A 20,458-nucleotide genomic window follows, 5' to 3' on the forward strand; every position below is an offset into this window, starting at 1 on the left:
GATCCAGAGCCACGAACGTCACGCTCTATTACCCTGGATCCCCGCCTGCGCGGGGATACGTACCGGCCGTCGTCAGCCGATCGATTCGATCACCGCCGCGCGCAGTTCGGCGATGCCCATGCCCTTCTCGCTCGACGTCGAGATGACGTCCGGATGCGCCGCCGGACGCTTGCGAACTTCCTCGCCGACCGCCGCGTACACGTCTTCCAGCTCGGTCGCCTTGATCTTGTCGGTCTTGGTCAGGACGATGCGATAGCTGGTCGCGGCCTTGTCCAGCATCTCGAACACTTCGCGGTCGACATCCTTGATGCCGTGGCGCGAATCGATCAGCACGAGGGTGCGCTTCAGCACCTGCCGCCCGCGCAGATAGTCGTTCACCAGATAGCGCCACTTGCGGACCATGTCCTTGGGCGCCTTGGCGAAGCCGTATCCGGGCATGTCGACGAGGCGCAGCCGGAGCGGCGTGCCGATGTCGAAGAAGTTCAGCTCCTGCGTCCGCCCCGGTGTGACCGAGGTACGGGCGAGCGAGGTGCGACCGGTCAGCGCATTCAGCAGCGACGACTTGCCGACGTTCGACCGGCCGGCGAACGCGATTTCCGGTACGTCGGGTGCCGGCAGGTAATCGAGCGACGGCGCCGACTTCAGGAACTGGATCGGTCCCGCGAAAACCTTGCGCGCCGCTTCGATCTGGTCGGGATCGAAGCGGTCGTCGCCCGGCGGGGGAGGCGGCAGGTCGTTCACTTCGCCGGGGCCTGCTTGAGCGCCGGATGCCGCGAATAGAGCAGCTGCTGCTGCGCGATGGTCAGCAGGTTTGACGTGATCCAGTACACCTGCAGGCCGACCGCGAACGGGGCCATGATGAACATCAGCACCCACGGCATCAGCCCGAAGACCTGCTTCTGCATGTCATCCATCGGCGCCGGGTTCAGCTTGAACTGGAAGTACATCGAGATGCCGAGCAGCACCGGCACGATGCCGATCGCCAGGAAATGCGGCGGGGTGAAGTCGAGATAGCCGAACAGGTTCAGGATCGTCGCCGGATCGGGCGCGGACAGATCCTTGATCCAGCCGACGAAGGGCTGGTGTCGCATCTCGATGGTCAGCAGCAGCACCTTGTAGAGGGCGTAGAAGATCGGAATCTGGATCAGCGTCGGCAGGCAGCCGGCGACGGGGTTCACCTTCTCCGTCTTGTAGAGCGCCATCATCTCCTGCTGGAGGCGCGGCTTGTCGTCCTTGTAACGCTCCTGCAGCACCTTCAGCTTGGGCTGGATCGCGCGCATCGCGGCCATCGAGGCGAACTGGCGCTGGGCGATCGGGAACATCAGGCCGCGGATGGTCAGCGTCAGCAGGATGATCGCCACGCCGAAATTGCCGACCATGCGGAACAGCCAGTCGAGATAGACGAAGATCGGTTCCTCGACGACACGGAACCAGCCCCAGTCGATCGAACGCGAGAAATAGGGCACGCCCTGTTCCTCGTACGCATTCAGGACCTTGTTCTCCTTTGCGCCCGCAAAGAAGCGCGCGCTCTGCGTCATCGCCTGGCCGGGGTTCAGCGTGGCGAGGGTGGGCGAGCGGTAATCCGCCTGGTGCCGCTGGTCGCCGCCCTTCAGCGACAGGCCGTGCTGCACGTTCTGATCGGGGATCAGCGCGGTCATCCAATAATGGTCGGTGAAGCCCAGCCAGCCGCCCTTCGCGCTGAAGGTCGTGGGCGTGGCGTCAATGTCCTTATAGTCGACGTCGAACTTCACGCCGTTGCCCGCTTCGTAGATCGGGCCGACCTGGATGGTCATCGTGTCCTTGTCGACCGGCGAACCGCGGCGGCTGAGCAGCCCATAGGTCGCGACCTGCACCGGCTGCGTGCCCGTGTTCACGATGCTCTGGCGCACGGTGAACATGTAATTGGCGTCGACCGAAATCTGCATCAGATAACGCTGGCTGCCCGCCTGAGTCGTGAGCGTGACCGGCGTGGTCGGCGTCAGCTTGGTGCCGCTGGCGGTCCACAGCGCATCGGCGGGCGGCGGGGTGATGCCGGTGCCGCTCCAGCCGAACTGCGCGAAATAGGCGTCGGCCGTGCCTGACGGCGACAGCAGCCGGACCGGGGGCGAATCCTTGGCGATGGTTTCCTTGTGGCGCAGCAGCACCAGGTCATCGATCCGCCCGCCGCGCAGGTTGATCGACCCGCGCACCGCCGGGGTTTCGATCTGCACGCGGGGGCTGTCACGCAAGACCACCGCCCGGTCGCGAATCGCGTTCGCGGTGTCGGCGGCGGGATCGGTCGCGGGATTGGCGACGGGCTTGCTCTTGCCGTCCTCCAGCTTCGTTACCGGCGGGTTCGCGGCCGGGAAGAAATGGTTGGCGATATACGGCCAGCCGAACAGCACCAGCGCAGCCAGCACCGCGAACAGCAGGAAATTCTTCTGGTCGTTCTTCACGTACAATCCTTACGGCGCAGACTCAGGGCACCGGATCGTGGCCGTGCCCGCCCCAGGGGTGACAGCGCGCGATCCGTTTGGCGGCCAGCCACGCCCCCTTGATCGCGCCATAGCGGGCAAGGGCGGTGATTGCATAGGCCGAACAGGAGGGTTGATAGCGACACGACGGCGGCAGGATCAGCGACGGACCCAATTGCCACGCGCGAGCGACCAGCATCAGTGCGCGGGCGGCGATGCCCGGACGGAGGGGCCCCGGATGCGGCGGATCGCCGGCGTCGGTCACCGGCGAACCTTGCGCAAAGCCTTGGAAAGGTCCGATTTCAGGTCGTCGAACGGGCGTTCGATGCCGCTTGCCCGGCCGATCAGGACGTGATCGGCTCCAGCAATGCCCTGTTCAGGCAGCAGCTCTGCGGCAAGCGCGCGAAAACGCCGCTTCATCCGGTTGCGGACGACGGCGTTTCCGACCTTTTTCGATACGGTAATGCCGATTCGCATCGCCTGGGGCGGCGTATCGGCCAGTTCGTCCGGCTTGCGGTTGCGCACCAGCAGGACGAAGCCGGGCATGGGTGCCCGGCGTCCGCCATTCGCCGCCAGATAGTCCCGGCGGCGAAGCATTTTGATCAGGCCGACAGCTTCTTGCGGCCGCGGGCACGACGCGCGCGGATCACATTGCGGCCACCCGGAGTCGCCATGCGCGAGCGGAAGCCGTGACGACGTGCGCGCACCAGGTTGCTCGGCTGAAAAGTCCGCTTCATCACTCATTCCCCGGTATTCAAAACTGCCAGAACGTAAAAAGCCGCCAATGACGGCGGCCGCGTGGTGGGTCCCTTAGCCATGGCGGGCGTCCAAGTCAACGCCGGCCGTCACGCACCGGCCCGCATCCGCCGCCGTTTGGCACTGGCGCGGCGCAGTGCCCGGTCGGACAGGGCGCGCAGCCGTGGGTGCCGCCGGAGCAGCCGGGCGAAGCGATGGCGTGCCCAGCGCGAATTGCGCAGGATCAGGGCGGTACCGGCGGCGAAGGTGAAGATGCCGGCAGGTCCCGGCAGCACCGCGACCAACGGCGTCACCAGGATCAGCACCACACCGACGATCACCAGTGGAATCCGCATCACATGCCGCCATGCCAGTCGTGTGTTGCGGTGACAAGACGGTCGCGACGGACCGTTCCCTATCGGCGGAAAGCGGCTATGGACCGCACGAGGGAAACGGGGGCAGGGCAGCATGGTCGCGATCGTATCGACGGCGGCGTATCTCGGGCTGGAGGCGCGGCGGGTCGAGGTACAGGTGCAACTGGCCAGTGGCGTACCGGCCTTCGTCGTCGTCGGGCTGGCGGACAAGGCGGTGGGCGAAAGCCGCGAGCGGGTGCGCGCCGCGATCGCCGCCATCGGCCTGTCGCTGCCGCCCAAGCGGATCACGGTGAACCTCTCCCCCGCCGACCTGCCCAAGGAAGGGTCGCATTACGACCTGCCGATCGCGCTGGGCCTGCTGGCGGCGATGGGGGTGGTCGATGCGGAGGCGCTGTCCGACTATCTGATCGTCGGCGAACTGAGCCTCGACGGGCGAATCGCCGGGTCGCCGGGCGTGCTGCTGGCGGCGATGCTGGCGAGCGGGGAGGGGCGGGCGCTGATCTGTCCGGCGGTACAGGGGGCGGAGGCGGCGTGGGCCGGAACGTCGGTGGTGGCCGCGCCCGACCTGCTGTCGCTGCTCAACCACCTGAAGGGCGAGCAGCTCCTGTCGATGCCACAGCCCGGCGGCGCGGAGGACGCGTGGAGCGGCACCGACCTGAAACAGGTGAAGGGGCAGGAGACGGCGAAGCGTGCGCTGGAGATCGCGGCGGCAGGCAACCACAACCTGCTGATGGTCGGGCCGCCGGGCGCGGGCAAGTCGCTGCTCGCCTCCTGCCTGCCCGGTATCCTGCCGCCGCTCGATGCGGCCGAGGCGCTGGAGGTGTCGATGGTCCAGTCGGTCGCCGGCACGCTGGCCGGCGGGCGGATGACGCGGATGCGACCGTTCCGTTCGCCCCATCATTCGGCGTCGATGGCGGCGCTGACCGGCGGGGGGCTGAAGGTGAAGCCGGGCGAGATCAGCATGGCCCATCTGGGCGTGCTGTTCCTCGACGAGCTGCCCGAGTTCCAGCGCGCGGTCCTCGATTCGCTCCGCCAGCCGCTGGAAACCGGTGAGGTCAGCGTGGCGCGGGCGAATGCGCATGTCACCTTTCCGGCGCGAGTGCAGCTGATCGCGGCGATGAACCCGTGCCGCTGCGGCCATCTGGGCGATCCGGCGCTGGCCTGTGCCCGCGCGCCGCGCTGTGCCGCTGATTACCAGGCGAAGGTGTCGGGGCCGTTGCTGGACCGGATCGATCTGTCGATCGAGATGGCGGCGGTAAGCGCCGCCGATCTGGTGCTGCCGCCCCCCACCGAGGGATCGGCCGAGGTCGCCGCGCGGGTGGCGGCGGCGCGCGACGTGCAGCGGGCGCGCTACGCTGCCGATGGCGTGCGGACCAATGCCGAGGCGGACGGCGCGGTGCTGGAACGCGCCGCCGCACTCGACGAACCGGCCCGCGCGCTGCTGGCGCAGGCGGCGGAGGCGATGCGGCTGTCTGCGCGCAGCTTCCACCGGGTGTTGCGGGTCAGCCGGACCATCGCCGATCTGGGCGGTTTCGAGACGATCGGACGGGCGCAGGTGGCCGAGGCGCTCAGCTATCGTCGGCGCGCGCCGACCAATTGAGGGAGCGCAATGTGGCGGAATATTGTTGCGAGCAGATGCAGGACGATCTGGAGCGGCGCTGCTCCCTGCACGACGATCGGTCGGACTGTCCCGACGCGCTGATCGGACGGACGAATGGCGGTTACGGTTTGATGATCCATGACGGCGGATCGTCGATGATCGGCATCGCCTATTGCCCGTGGTGCGGCGCGCGGTTGCCGGAGCGGGAATGATCACGCCGGCCGATTGACCGGTTGCGTTCGTCGCTACGGATTGCGAGACATTACGCCAGGGTAACAAGGGGGGAAGCCGAAATGGAATGGATGATCCTGCCACTGCGGCGCTATTTCGAAGTGCGCGGCCGGTCACGGCGCATGGAATATTGGATGTTCACGCTGTTTTCGATGCTGGTCGGGATCGCGGCGACGTTTATCGACGCGGCGATCGGCTTCGGATGGGAAGACACCGGTCCCGTCGGCGGCCTGACCAGCCTCGCGCTGCTGATTCCGGGCTTTACCGTCTGGTTCCGCCGACTGCACGACACCGATCGTTCGGCATGGTGGCTGCTGCTTCTCCTCCTCCCGATCATCGGCTGGATCTGGCTGTTCGTCCTGTCGGTGACTGAAGGTACGCGTGGGGCCAACCGGTTCGGGCCGGACCCCAAGGACCCCTATGGCAGCGTCGATATCGATCGCGTGTTTTCGTAACGGTTGCGGGGGCACGTCGCTTCGGCTAACGCGCCCCTGCGTGCCCCTGTGGTGAAATTGGTAGACGCGTCCGACTCAAAATCGGATTCCGCAAGGAGTGCTGGTTCGAGCCCGGCCAGGGGCACCAATTTCCGCGCTTCGCCCGGTGCCTTAACCGGGCGTTAGCCTCTTTTCCGCTATCATCGCGCGCATGAGCGATTCGCCAGAAGGTCCGTTTCCTCCGCGTGCGCGCCGGGATAGCGTGTTCCTGAAGGCGCGGGTCGAATCCAGCACCATCGTTGTCGAATGCCGGGTGCGCAACCTGTCCGAATCGGGTGTCTGTATCGACAATCCGGTCGACCTGTCCCCCGGTAAGCGGGTGCTGGTGACGATGGGCGCGCTACACCATCTCGAAGGCTGGGTTCGCTGGGCGCATGACGGCCGGGCGGGGTTGGCGTTCGAAAACGGACATATCGATGTCGCAGAGGCGCGCCGTCCGCGCGGCACGGTAGAGGCGGTACCGCAGCATCTCGCGGGCTGGCTTTCGCAGATGCATAATCCCTATCAGCGGCGAGGCGGCTGAGCCTTTCGGCGCCTCACGCCGCGCTGCGGCAATAGCTGTCGATGAATTGCTGGTGCGTCGGCAGGCGCGCGACCGTGGCGGCGATGGTCGTGCGCAGTCCGTCCAGTACCGTGGCCAGCTCGCCCGGCGGCATCGCCCGCGCCAGCGGATGCCAGGCGGCGGGCGTCAGCCGCTGGCCCAGCATCACCTGCGTCCACGACCCGGTGCGGAACAGGTCGTCGGCGGATTGATAGGTGTGCGCACCTTCCGCGAACAACGCGATGCGTTCGGCCAAACTGTCGGGCAGCGCGATTTCGCGGCGTTCGCGCCAGAACGGTTCGGGCCGCTGGTTCAGATGGTAATGGAGCAGCACGAAGTCGCGCACTGCTTCGATCTCGCGCCGGGCCTGGTCGTTGAAGCGGGTGCGGGCCGCGGCACCCGGATGGCCGAAGGGGAGCAACTGCACCAGCCGGGTCAGTGCGATCATCACCAGGTGCAGGCTGGTCGATTCGAGCGGCTCGACGAAGCCGCTCGACAGGCTGAGCGCAACGCAGTTCCGCTCCCACATCGCCAGCCGCCGCCCGGTGCGGAATCGGATCAGGCGCGGTTCGGTCAATGCCTGTCCCTCGATCGACGCCATCAGCCGGTCGTGCGCGGCATCGTCGCCCAGATGACGGGAGCTGTAGACCAGCCCGTTGCCGATCCGGTGCTGCAGCGGGATCTGCCAGCGCCAGCCGGCATCATGGGCGATGGCGCGGGTATAGGGGACGGCGGGGCCGGTCGCGCGGGTCTGCACCGCCAGCGCCCGGTCGGTCGGCAGCCAGGCGCCCCAATCCTCGAACCCCACGCCCAGCGTCTGTTCGATCAGCAGCGCGTGGAAGCCGGTACAGTCGAGGAACAGGTCGCCCGCGATCCGTTGTCCATCGTCCAGCACCAGCGCAGCGATGTCGCCGCCGGCGCCGTCGCGTTCGACCCGCGCGATACGCCCTTCGATCCGCGTCAGTCCCTGCGCTTCGCTACGCGCGCGCAGATAGGCGGCATAGCGGCCGGCGTCGAAATGATAGGCGTAGTTGAGGGGGGTGTCGGGGCCGCCGAGGAAGCGCCCTGCCTCTGCGGCTTCATGTTCGAGGCAATAGGCGCCGATGTCCGCCGCCGCCCCCTGCGCGTGCGCCTCCAGCCAGAAATGCTGGAAATCACCCATCCAGGTCGAGCGCCCGACCTCTCCGAACGAATGGACGTAGCGGTCGGTCGCGCGCGCCCATCCTTCGAAGGAGATGCCCAGTTTGAAGCTGGCCCCGGTCGCGGCCATGAAATCGCGTTCGTCGAGGCCCAGCAGCGCGTGGAAGCTGCGGATGGTGGGGATAGTCGCTTCCCCCACGCCGACCGTGCCGATCGCGTCGGATTCGACCAACGTCACCTCGACCAGCCCGGCCAGCTGCCGCGTCAGCAGCGCCGCCGCCAGCCAACCGGCAGTGCCGCCGCCGGCAATCACGATCCGCTTGGGACTCATCGGTTCAGCCTTTGCAACAGCTTCGCGCGCAGCCGCCGGGCGGCGACGGGATCGAGCGGGGCGAGGTCGCCCTGCATGGCGGGTGGCAGATGGTCGCGCGCATCGTCGCCGCCGCTCCAGATATAATGGTCGAACATCGAGGCCCATGCCGCCCGCTCTGCCGCCGGGCGTTCCCGCAAGGCGAGCATTGCGTGGAGCAGGGTCGTCATCGGGCTGTCGGCAAAGGCGGGGGCGTCGTTCCACCAGTAATTGACCATGACGTTGAAGCGGCCCAGCGCCTCGACATTGTGCCACCAGAGGGCCGGATAGAAGAGGACGTCGCCCGACTCCAGTTCGGCGACCTGCGCATTGGCCAGCGCTTCGGCGAAGCGGGGATAACGCTCGAGGTCGGGCGCGCGCAGGTCGACCATGCTTACCACCTGTCCGCCGGGCGTCGGCTCCAGCGGGCCGGGATAGAGGTTTGCGACCTGATCGGGCGGGAACAGGGTGAAGCGGCGCCGTCCGACCAGACAAACCGCAAGGTTGTTCGACAGGTCGTAATGGGTCGCGGCGACGGTGCGGTTGCCGATCCAGATGCTCGCCAGCGGCGCGGCCCGGCCGGGGGACGGCGGCGGCAGCGACAGGTCGTTGTCGCGGCGCAGCCCCGGCAGATAGGTGTCGAGGTCGGTCGATCCGATATAGAAAGCGGGCGCATCGGGATCATCGAGATGGTCGGCAATCCGGTCGAGATAGGCCGACAGGCCGACCCGCGCGGCGTCGAAGTTCAGCCCCGACCAGTCGTCGCGGTAGAAGAAGCGTCCACCGATCGATGGCGCGCCGGTATAGCCGACGATGGGACGCCCGCCGTCAAATTGCTTGAGATAGGCGATGGCGTGGTCCGCACCCGCTTCGCCCGCCGCGGCCAGCGGCCAGGCGGCGGCGAGGCCGCGCAAAATGACCGGTTCGTTTGCGGCGAGGAGCGCCGGCAGGTCGACCCTTTGTGCGCCATCGATGCTGCGGACCGGACGCACCATGGTCAGTTGCCGTGACGCTGTTGCCGCCGGTCGATCAGCCGGGGAATATTGTCGAGCGACGCACTGGCCATGAAGGCGGCGCGCAGCGCCCCGCTGGCGTGCAACGATGCCAGCTGATCGGCGGTGAGCGCGTCCAGTGCATCGTCGGCGATGACGAGGATGTCGGTGATGGCGCACGTCCGCCCGTCGCCCAGGTCGAGTTCGATGGTGGTCGGGCGCAGCAGGTCGGCGGACTGCCATGCCGCGAACAGCGGGGCGTTGATCTGCTGCCCTTCCTGGATCACGTCCAGCACCGCTTCGACATGGGCGAGATAGGGAGCGGTGCCGCCCTGGGGTAGATAAAGTGGATTGCCGTCGCCGCCGCGTGCCACGCGCGGATCGTCGAGGTCGAGCGTAATGCCGCCGCTCTCCCGGTCACGCGCGAACGGTCCGCGCTGGCGGACGGCGGGGACGTAGCTGGCGTGCCAGCCGCCATCGTCGCCGAGGAAGAGATTGTCGTCGGGGTCGAGACCGAGCAGCGCCACGGCATAGATGCCGCCCCGGTCGTCGTGGCGGAACAGGATCGGATAGTCGCGCTGGGCCGCTTCGAATTCATTGGGGAACAGCAGCACCTGGTTGACGGCATCGCCATGCGCCGGGCCGTGCGCGACGACGACGGTCAGGTCGTGATGATCGACATTGTTGATGGGCATGGGGGGCATCGACACGCGGACCTTTCGTTGGGCGCGGCGCAGGGTAGGGCAATGCCGGACGATGGAAAGGGGCATCCTTCGCAAAAGGACGCCCCTTTCCAGTCGGTTGGCCGCGATCAGAAGCGGTAGCGCGCCCCGAGCAGGAAGCGCGGCTTCAGTTCCTGAGCAAAGACCAGTGCGTTGCGGTCGCGCCCATATTGCACCAGCGGCTCGCTGGTCAGGTTCACGCCTTCGATCGACAGCGCCATGCGGTCGTTCAGGTCATAGCTGATATTGAAGTCCAGCGTACCGAACGGCGCGACGAACAGCGGGTTGCGGCTGTCGCCCTGATTGGTCGCGGCAAGGAACTTGTCGCGCCAGTTATAGGTCACGCGGGCGGACAGGCCGCTCTTGTCGTAGATGATCGACCCGTTGGCACTGTCGCCCAGACCGGTCAGCGCGAACACGTTGACGCTGGGGTCGGCGGCGATGTCGGCATTCACGTCGCCATAGACCTTGGTGTACGACGCCTGCACGCCGAACCCGGTATTGCCGAAGAAATGCTGACCCGCGAGTTCGAAGCCATAGATATGGCCGTCGCGGTTGTTGACCGGCTGCGACACCGCGAAATTGTAGAGCGGGTCCTGCGCGTTGCCGTAGATGTCGACCGCCTGCAGGATCGAGTCGACAAAGCCCTGGTTCAGCGCACCGCCGGCGTTCCGGTTCGCTTGGAACGTCGCGTCGGCCTGGGCGGTGTTGCCGCCGTTCTGCTGGAGCAGCGCGGTGTAGGTGAACAGGTTGACGTCGCTCAGGTCCGCCGCCAGCGCGCGCAGGCGATCGGCTGCGGTACCCGACCGGGTGCCTGCCGCCCCCGACGACGGGTCGCGCAGGTCGAACAGGGTGCGGTTGAACACGCCCGTGCCGATGAAGTTGCGTACCCGCTTGTCGAAGAAGCCAAGCGAGACATAGCTCGACGGCTTATAATACCACTCCACCGACAGGTCGAAATTGTCGGAGACCAGCGGCAGCAGCCCGGCATTGCCCGAATTGCCGGTGGGACGACCGCCCAGCGCCGTCGGACGGCTTGGCGCACCAGCCGTCGTCGAGGCGAAGAGATTGCCGTAATCCGGCCGGGCGAGCGTGCGGCTGGCCGAGGCACGGGCGACGAAATTGTCGAACACCTCGATATTGAAGTCGATCGCCGGCAACAGGTTCTGGTAATGACCCCGCTGCGATACGGTCGATACCGAGTTGGAGATCACCGACGAGAAGTCGTTGTCGGCATCCCATTTGATCGCCGACGGGGTCGCCTGGAGCGCGGTCGAGCGGACCTTCGTTTCCTCATAGCGCGTGCCGAACAGCAGGTTGGCGGTGCGCCCGGCAATCTCGCCCTTCCACGTGATCTGTCCGTATACGCCCCACACGGTTTCGCCGACGCGGTCGTAATCGTTGGCGGTCGTGTTGATCGGGTTGGCGGCGTAGAATTTCGAGAAGATGTCGTTCAGCGCGACGGCGTTGCCGCGGAAGGCGGTGCGTTTTACGTCCGCCGTATTGAACCGGTCGAACTTGCAGTCGAGACAGAAGGTCTTGACCACGTTCGAGGCGAGCCGCTGGACGATGCCCGGATCGGTGATGCCCCAGTCGCCCAGCTGCTGCTGCGTCTGCACCCGCGCGCTGGTCATGACTGAATCGGTATAGGTGCCGCCGACATCGAACCGGCTGCCGCCGCCCAGATCCCAGCCGAGATCGGCGCGACCGCCGTTGATCCGCTGGCGCTGGGTCGCCGAGTTGGTGCGCGCGATCTGCGTGCCGAGATCGCCGATGTCGAGGACGCCGTTGCCGTTGCCGTTGATCCGGTCGTTGATCGTCTGCGTCACGCGGGGGAAGCCGCTGCTGTAATCGATCGCCTGGCTGTCGATGACCGGCGCGCCGAGTGAGATCAGCGTCGCCGAGGTGCCGTTCGGGGCATCCGGCGTCGAACGTGAGACGGCATGATAGCCATCGAGGTTCAGCGTCAGACGATCGGTCATCTGCCATTTGCCGTTCAGGCCATAGGACTGGAGCTGGGTCTTGGTCGCGCGGAACTGCTGTTCGAAGCCCTGGTCCTTCACGCCGTTGATCGATTCCGAAATGAAATCGGGCGTGGCGATGACGTCGTTGCCGTTGAAGACGATGCGGCCGAACGGGCGGTTGAACCAGTTGGTCTGTTCGCTGCGCTGCTCCTCCAGCCGGTTCTGCGCGAACAGCGCGTCGGCGGTGAAGGTCAGCCCTTCGGTCGGCGCGAACTGCAGCACGGCCTGGCCGTTGATGCGCTCGCGCTTGTTTTCCGAGAACTGGTAGCGGCTGTCGTTCGGGATCAGCGTGAACGGCGTGGTCGGCCGGTTCTCGATCTGGGTCTGCGCATTGACGTAGGGGCCGGCGGGATTCAGCACGGCCGAGGTCGGGACCACCGTGAAATAATTCGGCGCGCTCTGGGCCGAGGTGCTGTCGCGACGCTGGTAGCTGCCGAATACCGACAGGCCGAAGGTGCGGGCGTCGTTACGCCAGCTCATCAGGCCCGACACTTCGGGAAGGACGCGGGCGCCTTCGCCCTGCATGGTGCTGACGTCGTGCAGCGCCTTGACCCCGAATGATCCGGTCACGCCGTCTTCGCGCGCTTCCAGCGGCTTGCGGGTGACGACGTTGATCGCCGCGCCGATACCGCCCGATGGAATCGCAGCGCGCCCGGTCTTGTAGACCTCCAGTGCCGATACGCCTTCCGAGGCAAGGTTCTGGAAGTCGAACGAACGCCCGGTGCCGCGGGCGAAATCGCCGGCGCCGCTGGTGTCGACGTTCGAGGCGGGCAGCTGGCGTCCGTTCAGCGTGACGAGGTTGAAGCCGCCGGAGAAGCCGCGAACCGAAACCTGCGAACCTTCCCCGTTCACCCGGTTGATCGACACGCCGGTGATGCGCTGCAACGACTCGGCGAGGTTGGTGTCGGGGAACTTGCCGATGTCCTCTGCGCTGATCGCGTCGACGACGCCGGCCGAATTGCGCTTGATATCGATCGCGCGGTTCAGCGAAGCGCGGATGCCGGTGACGACGATCTCTTCGCCTTCCTGCACCGGATCCTGGCCGGTCGGTTGTACGGTGCTGCCGGTCGTGCCTTCGGTGGTGCCGGGTTGGGCATTGACGGCGGTGTCGCCGGTCTGCGCGGCGGCGATGCCGGGCGCTGCGAGCAAGGCGGCAAGCGTGATGCCCGAGGCGCTGCGCGCCAGCGTGCCGAGAAGATGACCCCTCATGCGAAAACTCCCCTGAAGCGTGGTGCGGTTCGGTCCGCCCATCGTGTCGCCGGAATGTCCGGTCGTGGTAACGCTATCATCTTGTCCAGCGCTGTCAATCAACCAAATCGGATAACATCCTGTGATAGCTCGATAATATCCGGTATCCGATCTTGGCGGGTTTGGGTCGGCTGCGATCACGTGAACGCGCTCGCTGCGGCGTTAACCAGAAATTATACGACCCGTACTAGCACGGACCGACGGAGAGAGCTGGGCAACCCAGGGGGGGGCGTTACGGCAATCGTTGGAGCTGTTGAATGCTGGGCTGGTTTCGCAAGAATGCCCCTATCCGGACGAAATTCGTCTTCATGGGGGGCATCTATACGCTCCTGACGGCGATCCCCGTTGTGGCAACGGTCGCAGCGGTCAACGGCCTGGCGTCGCCATCGCTGTTGATCGGCGTCGCGCTGGCCGCACTCGTGACGACCATCGTGCTTACCGCCGTATTCCGCAGCGCGGTCTGCGACCCCTATGTCGATTCGGTGGTCGGCATGGAAGCGATCGCCGCCGGCGACCTGTCGCGCCCGATCGACTATGTGGCGTATCAGGACTGCATCGGTCGCATGGCGCGCGCGATGCAGGTGTTCCAGGCCAATGGGCAGGCGGTCAAGGACGCTGCGCAGGGACAGCAACAGGTGGTCGGCCGGTTGGGCGAAGGCCTGTCGCGGCTGGCCGCAAGCGACGTCAGCTATCGCATCGCCGAAACCTTTCCCGCCGATTACGAACGGCTGCGCACCGATTTCAACGCGGCGATGGACGCGGTGTCGGAAGTGCTGGCGGCGGTGCGCGAAGCAACCAGCGGCATCAACGACGGTGCCAACGACATTCGTGAGGCATCCGACGATTTGTCGCAGCGGACCGAGCAGCAGGCCGCAAGCCTGGAAGAGACGGCCGCCGCGATGGACCAGATCACCGGAACCGTGCGCGAAACGGCGGCCGGGGCGACCCGCGCCCACACCGTGGTCAACGAAACCCGCGACGAGGCCGAACAATCGGGCGACGTCGTGCGCCGCGCCGTCGATGCGATGCACGGGATCGAGCGCGCGTCGGGCGAGATTGGCGACATCATCACCGTGATCGACGGCATCGCGTTCCAGACCAACCTGCTGGCGCTGAACGCCGGGGTCGAGGCCGCCCGTGCGGGTGATGCCGGCAAGGGCTTTGCCGTCGTCGCATCCGAAGTACGCGCGCTGGCGCAGCGGTCGGCCGATGCGGCCAAGGACGTGAAGACCAAGATCAACGCGTCGTCCGAACAGGTCGCGACCGGCGTCGAGCTGGTCAGCGAAACCGGCAAGGCGCTGCAACGGATCATCGGCCGCATTGGAGAGATCAGCGCGCTGGTCGGCACCATCGCGACCTCCGCCGATCAGCAGGCGACCGGGCTGCAACAGGTCAATACCGCCGTCAACGAGATGGACGGCGTGACGCAACAGAATGCCGCGATGGTCGAACAGGCCACCGCCGCTGCCCGCCGCCTGGCCGAAGAGGCACAGGAACTGACGCGGCAGGTGAACCGCTTCACGCTGGCCGCCGGGGCATCCGCCGGTGGCGGCATGTCGTCGTTCCGGGGCGCGCCGACGCAGAGCGCAGTCCATCGGCTGCAGGCCCGCGTGGCACAGGTCAGCCGCGACATGGCGCCGCCGCCGCGTCGAAAGGTCGCCGCCAGCGGCGGTCCTGCCGTCGCCGCTATGGTCGATGACGACGACTGGACCGAATTCTGACCCGAACGCCCGCCTGCGACCTCCTTCCACGGGACACTCCGATGACCATCGCCCTTCCTGCCATATTAGACACTCCCGCCGCCGCCCCGCTGCGCCAGACGCTGCGCGATGCGATCGGCACCGGCCGCCCGATCCAGCTCGACGCGTCGGGGGTGGAGCGGATCGGCCAGGCGTGCCTGCAGGTGCTGGCCGCCGCTGAAGTCGCGGCGGAAGAGGCCGGTCAGCCATTCCACATCACCGGCGCAAGCCCTGTGTTCGCTGATATGGCGACGCTGGCGGCGCTCGACACCCTCCTCGCCGCCTGATCCGGAGCGAAGCCCATGGACCTCGACGCAATCCAGCAGATCTTCTTCCAGGAATGTGAGGAAGGCCTTGCCGCGATGGAGGGCAACTTCACGTTGCTGCGCGACGGCGATCGCGATTCGGAAACGATCAACGCCGTGTTCCGCTGCGTCCATTCGATCAAGGGCGGGGCAGGGGCGTTCGGGCACGAGCGCCTGCAGGCCTATACCCATCAATATGAAACGCTGCTCGACCTGATCCGCAACGGTACGCTGGAGCTGACGCCCGCGCTGCTCGACGTGGTGGTGGGGGCGTTCGACGTGCTGTCCGACCATGTCGCGGCCGCGCGTGACCATGATACGCCGCCGTCCGATGCGGCGATGCTGGAACGGCTGGCCGCGGCGGCCGGGGGCGACACCGCTCCGAAGGCCGCCGCAACCCCCGCTCCCGACATCGCTCCGGCGGCCGCGGTGTCAGATGACTTCGACGACCTGATGTCGATGCTGGGCGATGTCGCGCAGTCGGAGGACGGCGCGGACGCGGCCAATGGCTGGCGCCTGCGCTACACGCCGGGGGCCAAGGCGTTCGAACATGGAGCCGAACCGCTGCTGCTGCTGCGCGAGCTGACGATGCTGGGGGGCAAGGTCACGCTTTGCGACCGGGCCGCGCTGCCCCCGCTCGACATGATGGAACCCGAGTGCGGCTATCTCGCATGGGACGTGGCATTGCCGGCCAGCGTAGCCGAGGACGATATCCGCGCGGTGTTCGAATTCGGCGATCCGACCGCGATCACGTTGATGCAGGGCGATGCCGCGCCGGCCATGGCTGAAGATAGCGTCGATGCGCTGTTCGACCTGTTGGATTCGTTCGACGTGGCTCCTGCGCCGGTCGCGGTCGTCGAGGAACCGGCTGTCGTGGCATCGCCGCCTCCGCCGCCGCCGCCTGCGCCGGCACTGGTCGTTGCGCCGGCGCCCACACCCGCTCCGGTTGCGGCGGAGCCGGCCGCGCCGCGTGCCGTGGCGCCGAGCGCACCGGCGGCACCGCCCGCACAGACCATCCGCGTCGACCTCGACAAGCTCGACCGGCTGGTCAACCTGGTCGGCGAGCTGGTGATTACCCAGGCGATGCTCGCGCAGCGGCTGGCCGAGAACCAGATGGGCGGCATTTCCGAACTCAGCGACCTCGAGCATCTGACGCGTGAGCTGCAGGAATCGACGATGGCGATCCGCGCGCAGCCGATGAAGACCGTGTTCAGCCGCGTGCCGCGCATCGTCCGCGAACTGGAGGGCGAAACCGGCAAGCGGGTCCGCCTCGAGGTGGATGGCGAGATGACCGAGGTCGACAAGACCGTGGTCGAGCGTATTGGCGAGCCGCTGACCCATCTGATCCGCAACGCGGTCGACCACGGCCTCGAAATGCCCGACGTTCGCGTCGCCGCGGGTAAGCCGGCCGAGGGCGTCGTTCGCCTGGCGGCGGCGCATCAGTCGGGGCGGATCGTCATCACCGTGTCCGACGATGGACAGGGCATCAACCGCGCGCGCGTGAAGGCGAAGGCGATCGAGAAGGGCATCATCATGCCCGATGCCGTGTTGAGCGATGAGGAGATCGACAATTTGATCTTCGCGCCCGGTTTTTCGACCGCGGCGGCGATCACCAACGTCTCCGGCCGGGGCGTCGGCATGGACGTGGTGCGCAAGAACATCCAGGCGCTGGGCGGTCGCATCGGCATCCAGTCGCGCGAGGGCTTCGGGTCCAGCTTTTCGCTCAGCCTGCCGCTGACGCTGGCGGTGCTGGACGGCATGATCGTGACCGTTGGCCAGCAGACCTTCGTCATTCCGCTCGGCCATATCGTCGAAAGCCTGCGCCCTGACGACGACACGCTCAGCCGGCTGGGTCCGGACGGGACGCTGCTCGACGTGCGCGGGTCGTACGTGCCGGTGCTGCGCATCGCCGACTATCTGGGCATCGAGGGGGCGGAGCGGAACCCGACCAATGCCGTGCTGATCGTGGTCGAGGGCGACCATGGCCAGGCCGCGCTGCTGGTCGACACGATCCAGGATCAGCGGCAGGTCGTGGTCAAGAGCCTCGAGGCGAATTACCAGGCGATCGACGGCGTAGCCGGGGCGACGATCCTTGGCGACGGGCGCGTCGCGCTGATCGCCGATGTCGATGCGCTGACCACCCGCGGCCGCTTCGCCAACCGTCCGTCGGCGGCGCTGGCGGCATGAGCCGGGCCGCCGCCCTCACCGACAATCGCGCGCGCGAATTCGCGTTCGATGCCGGCGACCACCGCGCCATCGCGGCGCTGGTGTATGACGAGGTCGGAATCCTGCTGCCCGATGGCAAGGCGCAATTGGTCTATGGCCGGATCGCCCCGCGCGTGCGGGCGTGCGGGCTGACCAGCTTTGCCGACTATGTGACCCGGATCGGCCGCGATGCCGAGGAACGCGGCCGCGCGATCGATGCGCTGACGACGAACCACACCAGCTTCTTTCGCGAAAACCATCATTTCGAGGATTTCGTGGAGCGGATCTGGCCGCCGCTGGCCGACCGGCTGGCAAAGGGGGGCCGGGTGCGGCTGTGGTCGGCGGCGTGTTCGAGCGGGGAAGAACCCTATTCGTGGCTGATGGCGATGTTCGGCACCGACCGCGCCGCCGCCCAACGACTTTTGAAGACCGACCTGCGGATGCTGGCGACCGATGTGTCGCCCAGCGTGCTGAACACCGCGCGCGCCGGCCGGTATTCGAAGGAAACGATGCGGACCGTACCCGCGTCGCTGCGTTCCGTGTGGACCGGGGGGGACGGCGACAGCCTTGTCGTCGATCCGGTCCTTCGCGACGCGATCGCGTTCAAGCCGCTAAACCTGCTCGGCGACTGGCCGTTCAAGGGGCGGTTCGACACGATCTTCTGTCGCAATGTGATGATCTATTTCGACGAGCCTACCAAAGAGCGCCTGCTGGCGCGGCTCGGCGAGCGGTTGGAGGTTGGGGGGATGCTCTATATTGGTCACTCGGAGCGGCTGATCGGCCCGGTGCAGGACAAGTTCCGCTGTATCGGCCGCACCGCCTATCAGAAGATCGCCGCATGAGCGTCCGGACCCTCATCGTCGATGATTCGATGGCGATGCAGGCGATCATCCGCCGCCGGCTACTCGCTGATCCGGGAATCGAAGTCGTCGGTACCGCCGCCAGCGCCGACGAGGCCCGCGCGCAGATCAAGGCGCTGGACCCCGATGTCGTGACGCTGGACATCGAAATGCCGGGGATGAGCGGCCTGGACTTCCTCGAACGGCTGATGCGCCTGCGCCCGACGCCGGTGGTCATGCTGTCGACGCTAACCGCACAAGGGGCGGAGGCGAGCCTGACCGCGCTGGAGCGCGGCGCGTTCGACTGTTTCGACAAGACCCGGCTGATGGCCGGGACCGACGCGGCCTGCACGTCGGAACTGACCGAACTGGTCCGCGCCGCCGCCACTGCGCGTCCCGCCGCACGCGCGACGCCGGTCCGCGCTGTGCCGGTGCAGGAACGGGCAGGCTATACCCCGCGTCCCGGCGCGATGATCGCGATCGGCGCGTCGACCGGCGGGGTCGAGGCGCTGATCGAGCTGTTGTCGAGCTTTCCGGCGAACTGCCCGCCGACCGTTATCGTCCAGCATATGCCCGCGACCTTCACCCCCAGCTTTGCCGCACGCCTCAACCGCCTGTGCGCGCCAAGTGTCGAGGAAGCGCGTGCGGGCGCACCGCTGACGGTGGGCAAGGTCTATCTGGCGCCCGGTGGCGAACGGCATATGGAGATCGGCGGATCGGGCGAGCGCCGCCATTGCCGCCTGGTCGAAGGCGACAAGGTGAACGGCCACCGCCCGTCGGTCGACCGGCTGTTCCATTCGGTCGCGCGCCTTGCAGGGCGCGATGCGACCGCCGCGATCCTGACCGGCATGGGCTGCGACGGGGCGGAGGGGATGAAGGCGATGCGCGGCTGCGGGTCGATGACCTTCGGCCAGGACAAGGCGACCAGCGTCGTTTACGGGATGCCCGCCATCGCCCATCAGATCGGCGCGGTCGCCGAACAGCTGCCGCTGCGTCGCATCGCCCAGCGGCTGCTGGCGGAATGTGCTGCATGAGCGCCTTGTCGGCCCGCGACGGTCTGCGCCGGCTGACGGTGGCGCAGGGCGAGATGAAGGTCAGCGACGAACGCGATGTCGTGTTGACGACGGTGCTGGGCAGCTGCGTCGCGGCGTGCTTCTATGATCCGGTCGCGCACATCGGCGGGATCAACCATTACCTGCTGGCCGATGGCAATGCGTCGGACCCCGCATCGATGCAGCGTTACGGCGTCTATGCGATGGAAGTGCTGATCAACGCGATGCTGGCGCGCGGCGCCGCGCGGTCGCGAATGCGTGCGCGCATCTTTGGCGGGGCGACGATGCGCGCGGGTTTCCGTGACATCGGCGGCGCGAACATCGCCTTTGCGCGGCAGTTCCTGCGCGACGAACGCATCGCGCTGGTCGGCGAGGATGTGGGGGGCACGCAGGCCCGCCGGGTCGAATTTCGCGCGGCGGTCGGCCTGGCGCGATGCCGGTCGGTCGTCGACACGGCGCCACCGCCGATCGTCGTGCGCACACCGCCACCGCCACCCGCCGCCGTCGGCGACGTGGAGTTTTTCTGATGACCGAATTTGCACCGAGGGAGCCTCTAGCCGTGGCCAAGACGATCATGACCGTGGACGATTCGCCCAGTATGCGGATGCTGCTGCGGGTCGCGCTGACCGATCTGGGATATAGCGTCGTGGAGGCCGAGGACGGCGTTCACGCACTGGAGAAGCTGGACGGGTTTCAGCCCGACCTGCTGATCACCGACATCAACATGCCGCGCATGGACGGGTTCGGCCTGATCGCCGAGGTCCGCGGGCAGGGGCGTCGCAGCCTGCCGATCCTCGTCCTAACTACCGAGAGTTCCGACGAAAAAAAGCAGCGCGCACGCGATGCCGGTGCTACCGGCTGGATCGTCAAGCCGTTCCACCCCGAAAAGCTGGCCGCCGCGATCCGGCGCGTCCTGCACTGATCCTGCTGCGCGATAAGGAGCTTCCCATGTCCCGCCAACTCATCACCTTTCAGCTGGGCGACCAGATCCTCGGCGTCGACATCATGGCGATCCGCGAGATTCGTGCCTGGTCGCCGGCCACCCCGCTGCCCAACGTGCCGCCCTATGTGCGCGGTGTCGTGAACCTGCGCGGTGTCGTGCTGCCGGTGTTCGACCTGCGCCACCGGCTGAACTGGGGCGTGACCGACCCGTCGGCGCGCCATGTCATCATCGTCGTGCGGATCGGCGAACAGCTGCAGGGGATCATCGTCGATGCGGTGAACGACATCGTGTCGATCCATCCCGACGCCATGCAGCCGGTGCCCGACATCGGCGACGCCGAAGCGTCGCGATTCCTGGAAGGGTTGGCGACCATCGACAACCGCATGATCCTGGTGCTGGCGCTCGACCGACTGGTCGACCAGCCTGTCGCCGAAGCCGCTTGAAGTACCGCGTAACTTTTCTGGGACAATCA

22 protein-coding genes and 1 tRNA gene are annotated in these 20,458 nt (G+C 67.0%); 13 read left to right on the forward strand and 10 right to left on the reverse strand.

Annotation, left to right across the window (positions count from 1 at the left end):
- Positions 1-72 precede the first annotated feature (72 nt).
- The 6 genes from yihA to QZ755_RS00280 all read right to left on the reverse strand — a co-directional run bounded on the left by yihA (position 73) and on the right by QZ755_RS00280 (position 3,544).
- Positions 73-741, reverse strand: coding sequence for a ribosome biogenesis GTP-binding protein YihA/YsxC (yihA, locus tag QZ755_RS00255; RefSeq protein ID WP_294318239.1), 669 nt, complete (start codon positions 739-741; stop codon positions 73-75).
- The gene (gene yidC / locus QZ755_RS00260) at positions 738-2,435 is read right to left on the reverse strand and encodes a membrane protein insertase YidC (RefSeq protein WP_294318241.1); all 1,698 of its coding nucleotides are present in this window, start codon (positions 2,433-2,435) and stop codon (positions 738-740) included. Before yidC ends, yihA begins: the two co-directional genes overlap by 4 nt.
- 22 nt (positions 2,436-2,457) lie before the next feature.
- Positions 2,458-2,670 (reverse strand): membrane protein insertion efficiency factor YidD, encoded by a 213-nt coding sequence (yidD, locus tag QZ755_RS00265; RefSeq protein ID WP_055818097.1) that lies wholly within the window; start codon positions 2,668-2,670, stop codon positions 2,458-2,460.
- A 44-nt stretch (positions 2,671-2,714) separates the two neighbouring features.
- On the reverse strand, positions 2,715-3,050 hold the full coding sequence (gene rnpA / locus QZ755_RS00270) for a ribonuclease P protein component (protein WP_294318244.1): 336 nt from the start codon (positions 3,048-3,050) through the stop codon (positions 2,715-2,717).
- A 5-nt stretch (positions 3,051-3,055) separates the two neighbouring features.
- Complete coding sequence (gene rpmH, locus QZ755_RS00275) at positions 3,056-3,190, reverse strand: 50S ribosomal protein L34 (protein WP_055760664.1); 135 nt, start codon at positions 3,188-3,190, stop codon at positions 3,056-3,058.
- Positions 3,191-3,298: 108 nt separating this feature from the next.
- Positions 3,299-3,544, reverse strand: a complete 246-nt coding sequence (locus tag QZ755_RS00280; RefSeq protein WP_294318247.1) for a hypothetical protein — start codon at positions 3,542-3,544, stop codon at positions 3,299-3,301.
- A 112-nt stretch (positions 3,545-3,656) separates the two neighbouring features.
- Between QZ755_RS00280 and QZ755_RS00285 the strand changes: the two genes are divergently transcribed.
- From QZ755_RS00285 to QZ755_RS00305, 5 genes are all read left to right on the forward strand, one after another.
- Complete coding sequence (locus tag QZ755_RS00285; RefSeq protein ID WP_294318250.1) at positions 3,657-5,162, forward strand: YifB family Mg chelatase-like AAA ATPase; 1,506 nt, start codon at positions 3,657-3,659, stop codon at positions 5,160-5,162.
- A gap of 11 nt (positions 5,163-5,173) precedes the next feature.
- On the forward strand, positions 5,174-5,374 hold the full coding sequence (locus QZ755_RS00290; RefSeq protein ID WP_294318252.1) for a hypothetical protein: 201 nt from the start codon (positions 5,174-5,176) through the stop codon (positions 5,372-5,374).
- A 90-nt stretch (positions 5,375-5,464) separates the two neighbouring features.
- Positions 5,465-5,848, forward strand: coding sequence for a DUF805 domain-containing protein (locus tag QZ755_RS00295; RefSeq protein ID WP_366509150.1), 384 nt, complete (start codon positions 5,465-5,467; stop codon positions 5,846-5,848).
- Between the two features lie 42 nt (positions 5,849-5,890).
- Positions 5,891-5,975 (forward strand) — tRNA-Leu (locus QZ755_RS00300).
- Between the two features lie 63 nt (positions 5,976-6,038).
- Positions 6,039-6,410 (forward strand): PilZ domain-containing protein, encoded by a 372-nt coding sequence (locus tag QZ755_RS00305; RefSeq protein ID WP_294318257.1) that lies wholly within the window; start codon positions 6,039-6,041, stop codon positions 6,408-6,410.
- A gap of 13 nt (positions 6,411-6,423) precedes the next feature.
- Here QZ755_RS00305 and QZ755_RS00310 read toward each other — a convergent pair whose 3' ends face one another.
- From QZ755_RS00310 to QZ755_RS00325, 4 genes are all read right to left on the reverse strand, one after another.
- Positions 6,424-7,899, reverse strand: coding sequence for a tryptophan halogenase family protein (locus QZ755_RS00310; protein WP_294318260.1), 1,476 nt, complete (start codon positions 7,897-7,899; stop codon positions 6,424-6,426).
- The gene (locus tag QZ755_RS00315; protein ID WP_294318262.1) at positions 7,896-8,912 is read right to left on the reverse strand and encodes a cupin-like domain-containing protein; all 1,017 of its coding nucleotides are present in this window, start codon (positions 8,910-8,912) and stop codon (positions 7,896-7,898) included. The genes QZ755_RS00310 and QZ755_RS00315 overlap by 4 nt, the downstream gene beginning before the upstream one ends.
- Positions 8,913-8,914: 2 nt before the next feature.
- Complete coding sequence (locus QZ755_RS00320) at positions 8,915-9,613, reverse strand: SapC family protein (RefSeq protein ID WP_294318264.1); 699 nt, start codon at positions 9,611-9,613, stop codon at positions 8,915-8,917.
- A gap of 107 nt (positions 9,614-9,720) precedes the next feature.
- Positions 9,721-12,864 (reverse strand): TonB-dependent receptor, encoded by a 3,144-nt coding sequence (locus QZ755_RS00325; protein ID WP_294318266.1) that lies wholly within the window; start codon positions 12,862-12,864, stop codon positions 9,721-9,723.
- A 296-nt stretch (positions 12,865-13,160) separates the two neighbouring features.
- On the opposite strand from QZ755_RS00325, the gene QZ755_RS00330 reads away from it, so the two are divergent.
- From QZ755_RS00330 to QZ755_RS00365, 8 genes are read left to right on the forward strand one after another with little or no spacing between them, the layout of a single operon-like run.
- Positions 13,161-14,624 carry a methyl-accepting chemotaxis protein gene (locus tag QZ755_RS00330; protein ID WP_294318269.1) on the forward strand — a complete coding sequence of 488 codons (1,464 nt, stop codon included), beginning with the start codon at positions 13,161-13,163 and terminating at the stop codon, positions 14,622-14,624.
- A 41-nt stretch (positions 14,625-14,665) separates the two neighbouring features.
- Positions 14,666-14,929: an STAS domain-containing protein gene (locus QZ755_RS00335; RefSeq protein WP_294318272.1), complete on the forward strand. Its 264-nt coding sequence runs from the start codon at positions 14,666-14,668 to the stop codon at positions 14,927-14,929.
- Between the two features lie 15 nt (positions 14,930-14,944).
- Positions 14,945-17,134, forward strand: a complete 2,190-nt coding sequence (locus tag QZ755_RS00340; protein ID WP_294318275.1) for a chemotaxis protein CheA — start codon at positions 14,945-14,947, stop codon at positions 17,132-17,134.
- Positions 17,131-17,994: a CheR family methyltransferase gene (locus QZ755_RS00345; RefSeq protein ID WP_294318277.1), complete on the forward strand. Its 864-nt coding sequence runs from the start codon at positions 17,131-17,133 to the stop codon at positions 17,992-17,994. Before QZ755_RS00340 ends, QZ755_RS00345 begins: the two co-directional genes overlap by 4 nt.
- Complete coding sequence (locus QZ755_RS00350) at positions 17,991-19,025, forward strand: chemotaxis response regulator protein-glutamate methylesterase (RefSeq protein ID WP_294318279.1); 1,035 nt, start codon at positions 17,991-17,993, stop codon at positions 19,023-19,025. The genes QZ755_RS00345 and QZ755_RS00350 overlap by 4 nt, the downstream gene beginning before the upstream one ends.
- Positions 19,022-19,570, forward strand: coding sequence for a chemotaxis protein CheD (locus QZ755_RS00355; protein ID WP_294318281.1), 549 nt, complete (start codon positions 19,022-19,024; stop codon positions 19,568-19,570). Before QZ755_RS00350 ends, QZ755_RS00355 begins: the two co-directional genes overlap by 4 nt.
- A 32-nt stretch (positions 19,571-19,602) precedes the next feature.
- Positions 19,603-19,965 (forward strand): response regulator, encoded by a 363-nt coding sequence (locus tag QZ755_RS00360; RefSeq protein WP_055760704.1) that lies wholly within the window; start codon positions 19,603-19,605, stop codon positions 19,963-19,965.
- Positions 19,966-19,991: 26 nt separating this feature from the next.
- Positions 19,992-20,429: a chemotaxis protein CheW gene (locus tag QZ755_RS00365; RefSeq protein ID WP_294318287.1), complete on the forward strand. Its 438-nt coding sequence runs from the start codon at positions 19,992-19,994 to the stop codon at positions 20,427-20,429.
- The last annotated feature ends 29 nt before the right edge of the window (positions 20,430-20,458 follow it).

Source organism: uncultured Sphingomonas sp. (assembly GCF_913776855.1).
Classification (GTDB): domain Bacteria; phylum Pseudomonadota; class Alphaproteobacteria; order Sphingomonadales; family Sphingomonadaceae; genus Sphingomonas.

Excerpts from the sequence above, each read along its gene's own strand:
- rnpA (WP_294318244.1), bottom strand. The coding sequence starts at position 3,050 with ATGCTTCGCCGCCGGGACTATCTGGCGGCGAATGGCGGACGCCGGGCA.
- rpmH (WP_055760664.1), bottom strand. The coding sequence starts at position 3,190 with ATGAAGCGGACTTTTCAGCCGAGCAACCTGGTGCGCGCACGTCGTCAC.
- QZ755_RS00280 (WP_294318247.1), bottom strand. The coding sequence starts at position 3,544 with ATGCGGATTCCACTGGTGATCGTCGGTGTGGTGCTGATCCTGGTGACG.
- QZ755_RS00285 (WP_294318250.1), top strand. The coding sequence starts at position 3,657 with ATGGTCGCGATCGTATCGACGGCGGCGTATCTCGGGCTGGAGGCGCGG.
- QZ755_RS00295 (WP_366509150.1), top strand. The coding sequence starts at position 5,465 with ATGATCCTGCCACTGCGGCGCTATTTCGAAGTGCGCGGCCGGTCACGG.
- QZ755_RS00305 (WP_294318257.1), top strand. The coding sequence starts at position 6,039 with ATGAGCGATTCGCCAGAAGGTCCGTTTCCTCCGCGTGCGCGCCGGGAT.
- QZ755_RS00310 (WP_294318260.1), bottom strand. The coding sequence starts at position 7,899 with ATGAGTCCCAAGCGGATCGTGATTGCCGGCGGCGGCACTGCCGGTTGG.
- QZ755_RS00315 (WP_294318262.1), bottom strand. The coding sequence starts at position 8,912 with ATGGTGCGTCCGGTCCGCAGCATCGATGGCGCACAAAGGGTCGACCTG.
- QZ755_RS00320 (WP_294318264.1), bottom strand. The coding sequence starts at position 9,613 with ATGCCCCCCATGCCCATCAACAATGTCGATCATCACGACCTGACCGTC.
- QZ755_RS00325 (WP_294318266.1), bottom strand. The coding sequence starts at position 12,864 with ATGAGGGGTCATCTTCTCGGCACGCTGGCGCGCAGCGCCTCGGGCATC.
- QZ755_RS00330 (WP_294318269.1), top strand. The coding sequence starts at position 13,161 with ATGCTGGGCTGGTTTCGCAAGAATGCCCCTATCCGGACGAAATTCGTC.
- QZ755_RS00335 (WP_294318272.1), top strand. The coding sequence starts at position 14,666 with ATGACCATCGCCCTTCCTGCCATATTAGACACTCCCGCCGCCGCCCCG.
- QZ755_RS00340 (WP_294318275.1), top strand. The coding sequence starts at position 14,945 with ATGGACCTCGACGCAATCCAGCAGATCTTCTTCCAGGAATGTGAGGAA.
- QZ755_RS00345 (WP_294318277.1), top strand. The coding sequence starts at position 17,131 with ATGAGCCGGGCCGCCGCCCTCACCGACAATCGCGCGCGCGAATTCGCG.
- QZ755_RS00350 (WP_294318279.1), top strand. The coding sequence starts at position 17,991 with ATGAGCGTCCGGACCCTCATCGTCGATGATTCGATGGCGATGCAGGCG.
- QZ755_RS00355 (WP_294318281.1), top strand. The coding sequence starts at position 19,022 with ATGAGCGCCTTGTCGGCCCGCGACGGTCTGCGCCGGCTGACGGTGGCG.
- QZ755_RS00365 (WP_294318287.1), top strand. The coding sequence starts at position 19,992 with ATGTCCCGCCAACTCATCACCTTTCAGCTGGGCGACCAGATCCTCGGC.